Source organism: Mycobacterium sp. WUMAC-067 (assembly GCF_020217485.1).
Lineage (GTDB): Bacteria > Actinomycetota > Actinomycetes > Mycobacteriales > Mycobacteriaceae > Mycobacterium.
On record NZ_JAEKMI010000008.1, the window covers coordinates 19736 to 34030 of the forward strand.

Below are 14295 nucleotides of genomic sequence, written 5' to 3' on the forward strand. Positions count from 1 at the left end.
TGATTCCTTCGGCTTAACATCAATGGACCCACTATGTCCAACGGGAACATCTTCTGTTGCGCAAAACCATCACATCCGTCGCTGGCAATTGCTGATTGTTAGCGTCTCCCTTGGGGGACCGCAATGGAGTCGATTAATCGATGAAGCCAACGCATCGTCCTGGTCGTCGCCTCACCGTCCGCGCCGACACGTTTAGGTGAGATCCTCTAGCGCAGCACATTGACCCGTTCGCATGGATCAACGAAGGAGACATCATGCCCGGAATCGCTGAAATGGCCCTATCCGGCGCCCCGATCGCCGGTGGGGCCCTGCTCGGGATGGCAGCGGGAAGCCTCCGGCTACCCGACCTTCGCGGCAACATCAAAGCCGACCTGGAATTAGTCTCATTACTGCCAGCCGAGGACACCGAACGGCGTACGCAACTACAGCGAACCATCGATATGCGCATCGATGACCTGGTCGCTGGACTCGACCGCAACCGTGAAATCAGGGATGCAGTCACGTCCTACCACGGCAATTGGCGTGACATCGTTGTGTTCGCCTGCACCGTGTTGTTCACCGTCGTCTGGTGGAACATCGATCACACCCGAAGCAATTGGTTGATCACATTCGTCTTGCTCGCCATCCTGTCGACCCTGGCTGCCATTTACGCGGTACGTGGCCTAGCCCGAGGAATTTCCACCTACCGCCACCTACACGGCAAGCGCAGAAGCGGACAGCGCGCCCAATAGACGGCAAACGCCAACACAGCGGCCTACTGGCTTCATCTTCGATCCGCGGCAACAGCCCAAGTCAAGCGGGAGCGGTCATTCTCAACAAATCCGTCCGCCTTGGACCGCCCATGTCTCAGCGTCACCCGAACCGATCCAACCGTTTTCACGGACCCGCCGACCCCGACCGCGGCGCCGGCGGCCCGGTGTTCGTCGCACCCGCTAGCGACCCGAATCCGCTGGCCGCGGCGATCGTTGAGGGCGCACGCTCGGTGGGAATCCCTAGCTACCCAAGCAACAACAGCGCCATGATGGTGGCTGGCGGCGGCGCATCTCTGATCGATCTCCGAGCACGCAATGGATTCCGGCAGTCGATGTTTCGCACCTATGTGTGCCCGCGTCGCCGCCCGTCAAATTTGACCATTCTCAGCGGCGCGACGGTGACGCGGCTGATTTCCGAGGCAAACCGGGTCACCGCCGTAGAGTTTTCGTGCCGCGGGACGAATCACAGCGTTGCCGCGACGAGCGAGGTGGTCGTTTCGCTGGGCGCGATCAACACGCCAAAAGTATTGATGCAGTCGGGCATCGGCGACGCTGACGAGCTGCGCCAGTTCGGCATACCGCTCGTGTCGCATCTACCGGGCGTCGGACACAACTACCAAGACCATCCGCGTATCGACTGCGTATGGGAGTATCGCCAGCCGCTTGAGCCGCGCAACAACGGGGGAGAAGCGATGGTGCTCTGGAAGAGTGATGCACTCATGGAGGCGCCCGACCTACAGATATGCGTCGCGGAGTTGCCGTTGTCCAGTGCGGAAAACGCCGCCGTCTATGGACTACCGGAGCACGGTTGGACCGCGTGTGCTGGCGTGCTCCGACCGAAGAGCCGCGGCCGGGTCCGCCTAACCGGTCCCAATCCGGCCCACCCGGTCGCGATCGAGGACAACAGGCTGGCGCACGACGAGGACTTCAAGGCCGCCCTCGCCGCCGTCGAGCTGTGCCGCGAAATCGGCAACTCGGCCCCGGTGGAACGCTTCAACAAGCGTGAGGTTATGCCCGGCAACCTCGCCGGCCAGCAACTCGAGCGGTTCATCCGCGACGGGGCTGAAACCTTCTGGCATCAATCCGGCACGGCGAAAATGGGGCGAGACACTATGTCGGTGGTGGACGGAAGCCTCAAAGTTTATGGGGTGGAAGGCCTTCGGATCGCCCACGGGTCCATCATGCCGCGCATAACCACCGGCAACACCATGGCTCCCTGCGTAGTAATCGGTGAGTGTGCCGGCGACCTTCTCAAAGCCGAGTACGGGTTATGACGCTCAGACTGAATGAGCACCTGCCAGGTGTCTGTGCTGATACCGCCGTCGCTGATCATTCGTTGACCATGGACGACGAAAGCCCCGAACCGATGAGCCGATACCAGCAGTTGTACCCAGCGCAAGACTGATGCGCATCGACCTGACCGGCGGGTAGCTGGGCCGACCGATGTGAGACTATTGCCGACAATGGACAATTGCGGTTATGAGAATAGGCATATCCAAAGCTACCCGGCATGGATGCTTCCCATAACGCGGCCGCATCTCGCGAGTGTTGACGGCTTTCGCGGCCGGCGTGCGTCCGAGGCCAGGACATGAGACCGCTGCCGCAGCTCACGCCGTGGAATCAGTGGTTCTGGGCATCCGGCCGGGACGGCCATCTGCGGATCCAGCGCTGCACCGAGTGCCATACGTACGTACACCCACCGGTACCGATTTGTCCGTCGTGCCGGGCGACATCGGCTGCACCCACCGTGGTTTCCGGTCGTGCGACGGTGGTGGGCTACACGGTCAATGAGCATCGATGGCTTCCCGGGTTCGAACCGCCCTACGTCGTCGCGGTGGTCGCACTCGACGAGTGCGCCGAGGTGCGCCTGACAACGAATATCGTCGGCTGCTCGCCCGAGGAGGTGCACGTCGGCCAGCGCGTCTCCGTGCGATTCGAAAACATTGACGACGTGTGGTTTCCGCTGTTCGAAGCAACCGGCGCCACCGATGAGCGGGACCTACTGGGACCGCCCACCGCTCCCGTTCCGCGTCAGCCTGTAGCCAGAGAGCGGTTTGAGCATCGATCCGTGATATCGGGCATCGGACGGTCTGCCACCGGCCGCCGACTCATGGTCGATCCGTTGTCGCTCACGGTGGATGCATGTTTGGCCGCGGTTACCGATGCCGGTTTGGAACTGTCTGATATTGACGGTCTTTCGACGTACCCGGGACCCGTGGGCATGGGCATGAGCGAAGGCGGGATCGCCGCCGTCGAGGAGGCTCTGCGTATACGTCCGACATGGATCAACGGCGGCATGGATCTACCCGGTCAGGGCGGCGCGATCATAGCCGCGATGATGGCGGTGGCTGCGGGCCTTTGTAGACACGTCCTTTGCTTCCGGACGGTGTGGGAATCGACGTTCGCCGCGCTTCGGCTGCACGGGGGCGGCGGACGGGTATCGGGGCCACAGCAATGGTCGTTGCCGTTTGGCGCGGCCTCGGCGGCCAATTGGATCGGCGTGAATGCCAACCAGTATCTGCACCGTTACGGTGCCGATCGAGAACTCTTCGGCATGATCGCCGTGAACGCGCGGCGCAATGCCGCGCTCAATCCGTCGGCCATCTACCGGGACCCGATGACGATGGACGACTACCTCGCCGCGCGGCCCATCACGTCCCCATTCGGCCTGTACGACTGCGACGTTCCCTGCGACGGTTCGATCGCGGTCGTGGTCTCTGACGCCTCGGCCGCCGACGACTTGCCGCGTCCGGCCATACGCTGTGAGGCCGTCGGAACGCAAGTGGCCGAACGTATATCGTGGGACCAAGGCACCTTGACCCACGAGCCCCAGGTCATTGGCCAGGCCGCCCATTTGTGGAGTCGCACCGACCTGCGACCGAGGGACGTCGATCTTGCGCTGCTCTATGACGGATTCACCTTCAACTGCGTGTCGTGGCTCGAGGCCCTGGGCTTCTGCGGCTTCGGCGAGACCCAGGGCTGGTTGGACGGCGGCAGACGCATCGCGCTGGATGGCGAACTGCCGCTCAACACCCACGGCGGCCAGTTGTCCGAGGGACGGCTACACGGATTCGGTTTCGTCTACGAGGCGGTGCTGCAATTGCGCCATCATGCCGGGAGCCGTCAGGTTGAGAACGCACGCACCGCCGTCGTCAGCACCGGTGGGGGAGTTCCGTCTGGGGTGATGCTGTTGCAACGCGCGACGTGACGTCGCAACACTATTCGAAGGCGATGACGCCGCGAATGTTCTTGCCGGCGCGGAGATCTTTCATGGCCTCGTTGATATCGTCGAGCTTGTACTTCTGCGTGACCAACTCGTCGAGCTTGATCAAACCCGCCTCGTACATCGCCAGGAGTTTCGGCATGGCCTCGCGCGGGTTCAGCTCGCCGTAGAGCACGCCTTTGAACGTCTTGCACGAACTGACCATGTCAGTGAGGACGATCGGCACCATCAGGTCGGTGATCTTCGGCATCCCGGTCAACACACAGGTCCCGCCCTTGCGCAACAACATCATCGCCGTCAATATCATGTCGGCGGGCACGACCCCGGGCGTGAGAACGACCCGGTCGGCCATCACGCCCCAGGTGATTTCCTTGACCAGTTCCAGCGCGGCGCCGATGTCGGCAGCGACGTGGGTGGCGCCGAACGTCGGCGCCACCTCACGTTTGAACTCGTTGGGGTCGACGGCGACGATGTGCTTGGCGCCGGCGACTTTCGCGCCCTGCACGGCGTTCATGCCGATTCCCCCGACGCCGACCACGACGACGGTGTCGCCGGCTTGGGTGCCCGCCGCGACCGACCCCGACCCGAATCCCGTTGTCACACCGCAGGACACCAGTGAGGCTGCCTCCAACGGGATCCAGTCGTGGACTTTGACCAGTGAGCGCTCCGACGCCACCACGTATTCGGAGAAGGTGCCGACCTGCATCATCGCCATGAGGTCTTCGTCGCCGAGGTGGCGCCGCCGGGTGCCGTCGGTGGTCATCGCCTTGCTGTAGATGTCGGCGCCCACGTCGCACAGGTAGGTGTAGCCGCTGGCACACCATCGGCAGTTGCCGCAGGCGGGCAAGAACGAGATGGCCACGTGGTCACCGGGTTTCAGTGTCTTTACCCCGGCTCCGACCGCTTCGACGACACCGGAGCCCTCGTGTCCGCCGAGCATGGGAAACCATTCGGGCACCGGAAGGCCGGACGCCCGCATCATTTCTGCCATCTCCGCGGTCGGCACACTGTCGCCGGTATAGAAGTGTTCGTCGGAGTGACAAATCCCGGCATAGGCCATCTTGACCAGCACTTCGCCCGCGTGCGGCGGATCAAGTTCGACTTCGGTGACTTCCCAGTCGACCCCGACACCGCGCAGGACTGCTGCTTTGGACTTCATCGCGTCTCTTTCATTAGGAGGGTAGCCGGCCGGCCGACAGTCTTTGGCTCAGACTCGGAGAGCTTGCCGTCGATGAGCATCCGCGATTCGTGGTTCACCATTGCCGGAGTTCCTTCACTGCTTCGGAGGCGCGCGGAGCCAATGTCAGGGAGGGGATGAAACTGCTATTGCCGCAACGGATGACGGAATGGACGACCTCGGTCAGATGATCGGCGTCGACGAGACCGCCCAGCATGTACTTGTTTTCCATCCAGAACTTGATGGCCGCTTCGAGAGCGTCGGGGTCCCAGCTTTTGTTGAACTCGGTCTGTGCGTCGCCGGCGCCGCCGAGGCTGTCGCCCACGGCGAGGCGGGTGAAGCCGATCTCCGGATGTTCGATGCGCCAGGCCTCGACGAGCTTGTCCAACGCCCCCTTGGTAACCGCGTAGGACCCGAGCAGCGGCCACGGGGTCGTGTAGGACGCACTCAGCGACGACAGGTACACGGCCGAGCCCGCAGCCGCCGCCAAATATGGGGCAGCGGCGGCGGTGACGAGCGAGGCGCCGGTGACATTGGTGGCGAACAACTGCGCCCATTGTTCGGCGGTCACCTCGCGCAGTGGTGCCAGCACACCCATGCCGGTCGTGTACACCAGGGCGTCGAGGCCGCCGAGCGCGCCGACCACCTCGGACATCGCCTGCCGGCAACTGTCAGTCACGGTGACGTCGCAGGCGACGGCGACCGCACCGTTGCCGGCGTCCCTGGCGGCGTCGACCAGCCGGTCGTAGCGGCGCGCCAGCAGCGCGACGTGGGCGCCCCGGTGGGCGAGCCCGGTGCCGATGCATCGACCCAGACCGGCGGAGGCACCGACGACGGCGACCCGAAGCGGAAGCTGCCCCTTGTCAGACATTGTCAGACATCGAGTTTGGCGCTGACGGAGCCGAGCGTCGCGCCCATTGGCAGGAGGATCACGCCAGGCGAAACATCGGCGTACTCGTTCGCGACCCTGCCCTCGAACAGGTTCGGCGGCTCCACCAGATGGTCGTCGACGCTCACCAAGATCATGTGTTCGGGCAGCATGGGTCTCCTTGCGCACAGGTTACGAGCGAGGTTATCAGGTTGTAGAGGAACTATATTCAATTACGAAAATGTACATTTCCACAGCGGCGGCGTCAGGCCAGGGCATGAACAGGATGATCACCGCCGCAATGTTTTTCGGGGCTCGGCGGCGAAGGAGAGCAGGAGTCGATCGAGGATCTTGGCGGCCCGACGCCGAGCCCTGGTGGGATTTGCGGCATGCGCCACGAGAAGTGCGGCTTCCTCGAGGGCTGCCACCAGCATGTGGGTCAGTTCCCCGACCGGTTGGTCGTCGATGACGCCCGCCGCGATCGCTTCACGGACCACCTCGTTGATGAGGGCGATGCTGTTGCCCTCCTGGATTTCCCGAAGAGTTTGCCAGCCCAGCACCACCGGCCCGTCGACGAGTATCACCCTCTGGACGGCGGGCTCGGTGGCCGCTTCGAGAAATCCGTGCAGACCGCTCGTGAGCCGCTCCCATGGGTCCGTGCCGGGCGGGGGAGCGGCGATGGACCGAAGGGTGAGGTCGTTCTCGACATCTTCGAAGACGGCGCGAAACAGCTCGGCCTTGTCCTTGAAGTGGTGGTAGAAGGCCCCGCGCGTGCCGACGCCCGACTTGGCCACCAGGTCACCGATGCTCGTGTTGAAGAACCCGTGTTCCACGAACAGTTCCCGGCCCGCCTCGATCAACTCGCGACGGGTCTGCTCGCCACGCGCGCGTCGATCGTCGTCCGCCCCACCGCGCTGCGCCATGCCGACGATCGTAGCAACATTCAGCTTGAATGTTGAGCGCTAGGTAGTGGCGGCGTCAGCGCGCGACACCGCAGCACGGTTCGGACCCTAGGCCCAACCTCCATGCTGTATGTTGCCGGCTATGGCAGGCGAGGTTCGCGCATACGGTTCGGTCGCTCCCCTGAAAGTCGGCTTGCTCAATGACTATCCGACCTCCGGCGACATGGACAACGACACCTTCGCCGCGCTGCGGCTGGTGATGGACGAAGCCTATGACTCCGGATTGCTCGACCGGCCGATCGAACTCGTCGCGCGCAACGTGGTGGGCCTGCCCAACGGCACTTACCTTGCGGTTGAACGGGCCTTCGACGAACTCGTGGCGGAGGGTTGTCTGGTCATTTTCGGGCCGTGGGTATCGGACAACGTCGTGCCGCTGCGTTCCCATGTCGAGGCCACCGCGCGGGTTCCGATCCTGACATTGTCCGGGTCGGAGGGAGCGCTCGGCGACTGGTGCTTCGCTCTGAACAACGGTTCGATGCCGGAGGAGCCGGTGATGCTGGCCGCGGTGATGATCGGCGATGGTCGATCGCGCATCGCCATCGCGTATGAGGCCTCGCTGATCGGCAAGGAGTACCTCGCCTTCGCTCAAAGAGCCTACGATGCCGCGGGTTTGAAGGTCGTTGCGACCGTGGCGATTCCCCAGGTCGAGGCCGACAAATCCGAGGCGGTCACCGCGTTGCGCGCGTCGGAACCCGACGCGCTGGTGCATGTCGGGTTCGGGCACGGCCTGTGGGGCTTCACGGATGCGCTCCGGACCGCCGGCTGGGATCCACCGCGGTACACGACGACGGCGTTCGAAATGGCACACATCAGCACTGAGTGGATGCGGCATCTATCCGGCTGGATCGGGCTGGACAGCTACGATGAGCGCAACACTGTCGGGCAGGCCTTCCTCGATCGCTTCGAGGCCCGATACGGTCGGCGGCCCGGACACTCGATGCCGGGCCTGTCGCATGATGCGGCGACCGTGATCGTGCGGGGCCTCGCCGCAGCGCGCCCGCTGACCGGCGAGGGGGCGAAGAACGGGATGGAGCAGGTGAAACTCGTCCCGTCGGCCAGCGGCGCACCGGGCACGTTTTTGCGGTTCGGCCGGTTCATTCGACAGGGCTGGATGGGTTCCGACTATCTCGTGGCCCGGCGCGTGCTGCCCGACGGCACCGCGCACGTTTTCCACGCGGCGCCCAGCGACCACATCGCCCGCGCCGTCGCTGTTACGTCACGCTAGTTGGATCGCCCCGAACACCGGTGCGGTCACGATGCCGGGCGGTCGGGCAAGCACGTACGGAATGGCGCGAACCGCGCCCATCGCGATCATCAGATGACCGGGCATGGCGTGCTGGCCCGTCGGCGTCACACCATCGAACGCCACGTCGAGCTGGAGTTCGAAGCTCGGCTCACCTTTGGTGACCGCGCGGATCAGCGGCGCCTTCTCACCGGGCGCCAACGGAGCCATACCCCACTGGGGCAGGTCGCGGGTGAGCACCCACTCCTCGTGAATGGCCAGCAGAGGGCGGCCTGACCAGTGGCCAACCCACGAGAAACGCTGCCCGACAACCGTTCCCGCCCTCATCCTGCCGGCCGGGACATCGATATCGTGGGGCAGTGTGGTGGCGTCGACCGCCACATCGATGTGCGAGAGGGTGATCCCGAGGACATCGGCCGTCGCGTTGAGGGCCTGGCGGTAGGCCATGTCGAGCTTCTTGATGATTGGGGAGTCAATGCTGACATCTTCCGGCGGTCTGCCCATACCCATCAGGTCGACGAGCATCGGCCGACTGTTGACGGCTGAGACGTCGGTGGCTTCGTAGAGGTCGATGCGGTCGATTGTCTTACTCAGCCCCGTCACTGTCGCAACGAGTCGCTCGAACATAAAACCGGGGTTCTCGCCGGCGGCGTGGAAGCGTGACCCGCCCTGTTGGCAGGCCCTTGCGAACGCCGCCTCGGTCTCCACGCCGTAGGTGGGTAAGTGGTTGTACGACGTCGTGGTGATGACGGTGTTGCCCGCCACGAGTAGGCGGCAGATGTCCTGCGCGTTCGTCTCGACGGCATGGGCCTTGCTGGCCGCGTGCACGACGACATCGGCGCCCAGCGCGATGATCTCGTCCTTGTCCGCCGTGGCGAACACGCCCGTCGTCGGTGGGAGCCCGCAGAGCGCACCCGCGTCGAGCCCGGCCTTCGCCTGGTCGTACACCAGCACGCCCGCCAGCTGATAACGTGGATTCTCAATAAGCTCTTGCAGTGCGGCCCGACCGACGGCGCCGGTGGCCCATTGCACGACTCGGATAACCAATCGACCGCTCCAGGTTGCGCTTTCGGATTTCTCTGAGGTTCTGGTTGGTTCAACCTACATCATGTAGGTTTGCAACCGACAGCTTGTAGGTTGAGCGGCCTTACGGGAGGTGGCGCGTGGCGGAGCCTACGGTTACCGACGACATCGAGCAGCGCATCCGCGCGGCGCAGGCGAAGTTCAACGCGGGAATGGGTGCCGACGGCGACGCGACCCCGTACCCGCTGCTGCGCGAGCTGCGCCAGAAGGCGGCCGTCCACCCGGGTTGGCCGGAAATGGGTGTTCCCGACGATGGTCCCGACGGCAAGAAGACATTCACGGCGTACTCGTTCGATGCGGTCAAAGCCGTCTTCACCGACAGCATCACGTTCAGCACCCGGATCTACGAGGATATGGTGCGACCACTGCAAGGGCCGACGATCCTGGAAATGCAGGAACCCGAGCACGCGACCTACCGCAAGTTACACGAATTCGCCTTCGCGAGGTCCTCGATGAAACGCTGGGACACCGAACTTGTTGGGCCCGTTGTGGATCGCACCATCGCGAAGTTTCGCGACGACAAGCGCGCCGACCTGGTCGATGCGGTGTTCATGCCGATCCCCGTGCGGATCATCGCCGCCCTTCTCGGGTTGCCCGAATCGGATATCGGTGAGTTTCATCGGCTGGCCATCGATCTGCTGGGCTTTCGTGCCGACATGGAAACGGCGATGAAAGCTTCGGCGGAGATGAAGGAGTACTTCGTCGAAGTCCTTGCCGACCGGCGCAAGTCGCCAAAGGACGACATGGTTACCATCCTGTCTCAGGCCGAGATCGACGGTATCAAAATGTCCGATGAACAAATCTACGGATTCATGCGCAATCTCTTGCCCGCGGGAGCAGAGACCACGTCGCGCTCGACGGCCAGCCTCGCGTTGGGTCTGTTGACCCACACCGACCAACTCGATGCGCTGCGGGCCGATCGCAGCCTGTTGCCGCAGGCGATCGAGGAGGGCATCCGGTGGGAGACGCCGCTGCTCAACTTCATCCGAGAGGTCACCACCGACATCGACTTTTTCGGGCTCCGTATCCCGAAGAGTTCGACGATGATGGTCAACCTCGGCAGCGCCAACCATGACGAGACGCGATGGGAGGATGCCGAGTCCTTCAACATCTTTCGGGACCGCAAGCCGCACATCGGGTTCGGGCACGGGGCGCACCTGTGCCTGGGCATGCACCTGGCGCGGCTGGAGAGCACCAAGATCTTCAACGCGTTGCTCGACAAACTCCCAGGGTTGCGGCTCGACCCCGATGCTCCGCCGCCCTACGTGAGCGGCACGATTTTTCGTTCGCCACCACGCCTGGACGTCGTGTGGGATTAGGAATCCTGACATGACTCGCGTGATCCAGCGGGCCACCGGGGTGACCGGGATGATGTCTTTGCGGCACATCATGAGCCGGCCGGACCTGGAACTGGTCGGTGTGCGGGTCTACGACGCGGGCAAAGCCGGGGTCGATGCGGGCGCGCTGTGCGAGGTCCCGGAAGCAGGGGTGCTGGCGTCCGCCGATCGCAACGCCATCATCGGTACGGATGCCGACGTGGTGCTCTAGCGATGTGAGTTCGCGATCAGATGAAGTCCGATCCGCCGTCGACGTTGACGGTGGCCCCGGTCACGTAGCCGTTTCGTCGTGACGCCAGGTACGTGGTGATGGATGCGATCTCTGCGGGCAATCCGGCACGGCCGACGTCACAGGGATGGCCGTACGTCCGCTCGACCCACGTCATCACGTGCTTGGGATCCGATGAGTCCAACCCCTCCGCGGCAAGCACATCCCGCAAGATCTCGGTGAAACTCGCCGTCACGATGGTACCGGGGCAGATGCAGTTGACGAGAATACCCTCTTCTCCAAGGCTTTTCGACAGGTTCTTGGTGAAGCTCGACAGCGCCGATTTGGTGGCTGTGTAGGCGACCAGGCGCGCGCTCTGGCGTTGAATCGAGTGTGCCGAGAACGTGACGATGCGAGCCCAATCGGCCGATCGCAACATGGGCAGCGCGGCCCGCACCGAGCGCACGGCGGAGAGCGCGCCCAGATCGAAGGCAGCGTGCCAGTCGTCGTCGTCGAGTTCTTCGAATGTGCCCGCGTTCGGTCCGACGGTGTGTACCAGGACATTCAAGCTGTCCCAGGTATGACCGACAGACGCGAACGCCGATGTGATGGACTCGGCATCGGACATGTCGACGGTGATCGTCAACACTTCGGGAGCGCCCGCACTGCGGATTTGCCTCGCAGCCGAGTCCAATGCAGTCTGGCCGCGCGCCATGATCGCCACGGAAGCGCCCTCGGCGCCGAGACTCTCGGCGATCGCCAGCCCCATCCCCTTACTGCCTCCGGTGACGACCGCCGTTGCACCGTCGAAACCTAGGTCCATCGAGCAGTCCTTCCTTTATGCGCTGCCAGTGAAAGTCGGCTGGCTCTTAATGATTCGGGGAGCCAGGTGAACGATCTCGCTGACCACTGTGGGGTTGGCGTGCGAAATGGCGATGAGGGAAAGCATTGCGTTGGCCACGTCTTCGACCGTGGACATCTCGTCCGGAATCTGGCCGCCACGCGCCCAGGCTCGGTATAGATCGGCCAGCAGGTCACGGTCGGCTCCGCGCAGGATTTCGGTGTCACACGTGGGGCCGACGCTGACGCGGATCAGGGCGATCTCGGGATGTTCGGCCCGCCAGGAGCGCAGGATCTCGTCGAGTGCGGCCTTGCTCGCATGATAGGCGGCCACACCCGCGCGGGGACTGCCTACGTCGTGGCTCGACGCGACGACGACCGTGGCGTTGTCGGCCAAGTGGGGGAGGGCCGTCCGCAGTACGTGGGAGGCACCGACAGCGTTGACGGCGTATGCGTGCAGCCACGTGTCCACATCGGTCTCTTCGATCAACGCGAACGGCACCACGGCACTGGTGAATACCACTGCGTCGAGTTTCCCGAATTTGGCAGCAACATCGCTGATGACGGATTCGATGGCGCGCGGATCGGATACGTCGAGCTCATGAGCCGATCCGCCGAGCCGATCGGCCAGCTCTGCCAGGCGGTCTACCCGTCGCGCGGCGAGTGCTACCGTGGCGCCCCTGGAGTTTGCGGCGAGGGCCAGCGCCTGTCCGATCCCGGACGACGCGCCAATGATCAGCATTCGTGTCCCCGCGATGGTGGAGTGCCGGTCGCTCATTCTCTGCCTCCTTTGGGTGATTTCATGAATGACGGCGTTACGGCGATCTCGGCGCTGCCCGTCATCTTCTGCCTCTCTCGCATACGTCCCGTCGGCGCGAATGGCGAACTGGACCGAAGTTGTGATTCGCGCATATAAGGATCGACGTTTTCACTGCGGCTGGTTTTATTGCGTCGCCCAATCGATCGCCCCTCAGCGGCGCGCCAGCAGGCCGCTGAGCTGTTGCGCCAGCTGCGACTTCTTAACCTTTCCTGTCGCGGTGAACGGGAGGTCCTGCTTTGCAGTGACCCAAATGAATTTCGGCACCTTGTACGCCGACAGCCGGTCACGCAGTTGCGTCCGCAAGGACTCGCCGTCCAGCGTGGATTCACCGCGCGGGACCACCGCGGCGGCGACCACCGTTCCGTACTCATCGCTTTCGGCGCCGACCACGTACGCCTCGAGCACACCGTCGCAGTCGGATAGCGCCCGTTCAACTTCGCTGGGTGTGACATTAGTGCCGCCACCCGTCTTGATCAGATCGCCCAACCGGCCGGTAAACCTGATCCAACCGTCGTCGTACTCGACGCCGCAATCGCCCGTGCGGTAGTAGCCGTCGGGGGTGAACACTTCTTCGCGCTCACGCTTGTACAGGCGTTGCATCAATGAGTATCCGCGGACCCAGATCTCGCCCGGCGTGCCGAGAGGCGCCGGCAGTCCTGTGTCGGGGTCGACCAGCACATGTTGCAGCCCTTCGATCGATACGCCGCCTGTTTCGGACCGGTCGGGCGGTTGCGGCACGTAGGGGTCGACCCCGATGTGGTTGCCGCACAGTTCCGTCATCCCTAATGCATTGGGGCCCTTGGGTCGCCGCGAGGGCGGCACCATCGCGGGCATGCTGGTGCGTTGCACCGAGCTCAGATCGCGCACCGAAAAGTCGGGATGTTCGGCCAGGGACTTGCCTTGTTGGGGCCAGCCCAGTGTGATCGTCGCGCGGTGGCGCTCGATGAGCTCGAGGGCCTCGGCGGCATCGAAGGCGGGCTGGGTGACCAGGGTTGCCCCGTGGTGGATCACGGCATTCAATCCGGTGATCAAACCTCCCACCCAGAAGAAGGGCATGGCGGTGAACATCACGTCATCGTGGCTGACGCCGTAGGTGAAAGTGAGGTTGTAGGTATGGCGGACCAGCGTGCCCTGAGTGTGGACGGGTCCCTTCGGATCCCCGGTGCTGCCCGAGGTGTAGATGATCATCACGTCATCGGCCGGCGTTACACACAGTTCCACGTCGACGAGGAAGTCGGCGTCGCCGGCCGACACGTCGCCATCGCCGTTGATCGGCGTCGTCCACACCTGATCGGATGATCCCCAGACCGCGACGGTCCGCAGGAACGGTGCTTTTCGTACCGCGATGCGGCCTGGCTCACGCTGATCGGCCAGCCCTGGCAGAGCTTCCTGCAGGCGCGCGACGAAATCGTGATTGCGGAACCGTGACCACGTCAAGATCGCGCGCAGGTCAGCGTGGCGCGCGGTCCAGGCGAGTTCGGACGCCTTGTAAAAGGTATTGAGCGGAACGGCCACCGCGCCGATGCGCGTGGTGGCAAACCACGCCAACGCCCAGTCGATGCTGTTGGGCATCAAGATTCCGACGTGGTCACCCTTGCCGATGCCCTCCGCTAACAGGGAGATCGCCAGCGCGGCCGAGCGGCGGTCAAGATCGGCATAGGTGAGTACCTGGCCATTGGCAATGAGGAACGGCTTGTCCCCGAAACGTGCCGCGCAGGACCTCACCAGAGCAGGAATCGTGGGCAAGATGTTCGGGAACGGCATGTCCGCAGGATAGTAGCA

The 14295-nt window shown here is 63.8% G+C and carries 13 protein-coding genes and 1 pseudogene; 6 read left to right on the forward strand and 8 right to left on the reverse strand.

What is annotated here, in order from left to right:
- The first annotated feature begins 254 nt into the window (after positions 1-254).
- The 3 genes and pseudogenes from JF781_RS07690 to JF781_RS07700 all read left to right on the forward strand — a co-directional run bounded on the left by JF781_RS07690 (position 255) and on the right by JF781_RS07700 (position 3960).
- Positions 255-731 carry a hypothetical protein gene (locus tag JF781_RS07690; RefSeq protein ID WP_225327023.1) on the forward strand — a complete coding sequence of 159 codons (477 nt, stop codon included), beginning with the start codon at positions 255-257 and terminating at the stop codon, positions 729-731.
- Positions 732-862: 131 nt separating this feature from the next.
- Positions 863-2026, forward strand: a pseudogene (locus JF781_RS07695) (GMC family oxidoreductase); the annotation flags it as partial.
- A 314-nt stretch (positions 2027-2340) separates the two neighbouring features.
- A complete protein-coding gene (locus JF781_RS07700) occupies positions 2341-3960 on the forward strand; it encodes an OB-fold domain-containing protein (protein ID WP_225327022.1) in 1620 nt (539 codons plus the stop codon).
- Between the two features lie 10 nt (positions 3961-3970).
- On the opposite strand, the gene JF781_RS07705 is transcribed toward JF781_RS07700, so the two are convergent.
- From JF781_RS07705 to JF781_RS07720, 4 genes are all read right to left on the reverse strand, one after another.
- Positions 3971-5134: an NDMA-dependent alcohol dehydrogenase gene (locus tag JF781_RS07705; RefSeq protein WP_225327021.1), complete on the reverse strand. Its 1164-nt coding sequence runs from the start codon at positions 5132-5134 to the stop codon at positions 3971-3973.
- Positions 5135-5228: 94 nt separating this feature from the next.
- Entirely contained in the window at positions 5229-6023 is a 795-nt protein-coding gene (locus tag JF781_RS07710; RefSeq protein ID WP_225327020.1) for an SDR family oxidoreductase, read from the reverse strand.
- Between the two features lie 2 nt (positions 6024-6025).
- The gene (locus JF781_RS07715; RefSeq protein WP_225327019.1) at positions 6026-6193 is read right to left on the reverse strand and encodes a hypothetical protein; all 168 of its coding nucleotides are present in this window, start codon (positions 6191-6193) and stop codon (positions 6026-6028) included.
- Between the two features lie 117 nt (positions 6194-6310).
- Entirely contained in the window at positions 6311-6943 is a 633-nt protein-coding gene (locus JF781_RS07720; RefSeq protein ID WP_225327018.1) for a TetR/AcrR family transcriptional regulator, read from the reverse strand.
- Positions 6944-7064: 121 nt separating this feature from the next.
- Here JF781_RS07720 and JF781_RS07725 point away from each other — a divergent pair, with 121 nt between their 5' ends.
- Positions 7065-8207 carry an ABC transporter substrate-binding protein gene (locus tag JF781_RS07725; RefSeq protein WP_225327017.1) on the forward strand — a complete coding sequence of 381 codons (1143 nt, stop codon included), beginning with the start codon at positions 7065-7067 and terminating at the stop codon, positions 8205-8207.
- On the opposite strand, the gene JF781_RS07730 is transcribed toward JF781_RS07725, so the two are convergent.
- Complete coding sequence (locus tag JF781_RS07730; protein WP_225327016.1) at positions 8199-9257, reverse strand: dihydrodipicolinate synthase; 1059 nt, start codon at positions 9255-9257, stop codon at positions 8199-8201. The genes JF781_RS07725 and JF781_RS07730 overlap by 9 nt on opposite strands.
- Positions 9258-9388: 131 nt before the next feature.
- On the opposite strand from JF781_RS07730, the gene JF781_RS07735 reads away from it, so the two are divergent.
- Entirely contained in the window at positions 9389-10627 is a 1239-nt protein-coding gene (locus tag JF781_RS07735) for a cytochrome P450 (protein WP_225327015.1), read from the forward strand.
- Between the two features lie 10 nt (positions 10628-10637).
- Positions 10638-10856 carry a hypothetical protein gene (locus JF781_RS07740; protein ID WP_225327014.1) on the forward strand — a complete coding sequence of 73 codons (219 nt, stop codon included), beginning with the start codon at positions 10638-10640 and terminating at the stop codon, positions 10854-10856.
- A gap of 16 nt (positions 10857-10872) precedes the next feature.
- Here JF781_RS07740 and JF781_RS07745 read toward each other — a convergent pair whose 3' ends face one another.
- From JF781_RS07745 to JF781_RS07755, 3 genes are all read right to left on the reverse strand, one after another.
- Entirely contained in the window at positions 10873-11676 is an 804-nt protein-coding gene (locus tag JF781_RS07745; protein WP_225327013.1) for an SDR family NAD(P)-dependent oxidoreductase, read from the reverse strand.
- Positions 11677-11691: 15 nt separating this feature from the next.
- Positions 11692-12471, reverse strand: a complete 780-nt coding sequence (locus tag JF781_RS07750; RefSeq protein ID WP_225327012.1) for an SDR family oxidoreductase — start codon at positions 12469-12471, stop codon at positions 11692-11694.
- A 192-nt stretch (positions 12472-12663) separates the two neighbouring features.
- Positions 12664-14277, reverse strand: a complete 1614-nt coding sequence (locus JF781_RS07755; RefSeq protein WP_225327011.1) for a class I adenylate-forming enzyme family protein — start codon at positions 14275-14277, stop codon at positions 12664-12666.
- Between the last annotated feature and the right edge of the window lie 18 nt (positions 14278-14295).

Bases quoted from the DNA above. Each gene is read 5' to 3' on its own strand.
- JF781_RS07690 (WP_225327023.1), top strand. From the start codon at position 255: ATGCCCGGAATCGCTGAAATGGCCCTATCCGGCGCCCCGATCGCCGGT.
- JF781_RS07700 (WP_225327022.1), top strand. From the start codon at position 2,341: ATGAGACCGCTGCCGCAGCTCACGCCGTGGAATCAGTGGTTCTGGGCA.
- JF781_RS07705 (WP_225327021.1), bottom strand. From the start codon at position 5,134: ATGAAGTCCAAAGCAGCAGTCCTGCGCGGTGTCGGGGTCGACTGGGAA.
- JF781_RS07710 (WP_225327020.1), bottom strand. From the start codon at position 6,023: ATGTCTGACAAGGGGCAGCTTCCGCTTCGGGTCGCCGTCGTCGGTGCC.
- JF781_RS07715 (WP_225327019.1), bottom strand. From the start codon at position 6,193: ATGCTGCCCGAACACATGATCTTGGTGAGCGTCGACGACCATCTGGTG.
- JF781_RS07720 (WP_225327018.1), bottom strand. From the start codon at position 6,943: ATGGCGCAGCGCGGTGGGGCGGACGACGATCGACGCGCGCGTGGCGAG.
- JF781_RS07725 (WP_225327017.1), top strand. From the start codon at position 7,065: ATGGCAGGCGAGGTTCGCGCATACGGTTCGGTCGCTCCCCTGAAAGTC.
- JF781_RS07740 (WP_225327014.1), top strand. From the start codon at position 10,638: ATGACTCGCGTGATCCAGCGGGCCACCGGGGTGACCGGGATGATGTCT.
- JF781_RS07745 (WP_225327013.1), bottom strand. From the start codon at position 11,676: ATGGACCTAGGTTTCGACGGTGCAACGGCGGTCGTCACCGGAGGCAGT.
- JF781_RS07750 (WP_225327012.1), bottom strand. From the start codon at position 12,471: ATGAGCGACCGGCACTCCACCATCGCGGGGACACGAATGCTGATCATT.
- JF781_RS07755 (WP_225327011.1), bottom strand. From the start codon at position 14,277: ATGCCGTTCCCGAACATCTTGCCCACGATTCCTGCTCTGGTGAGGTCC.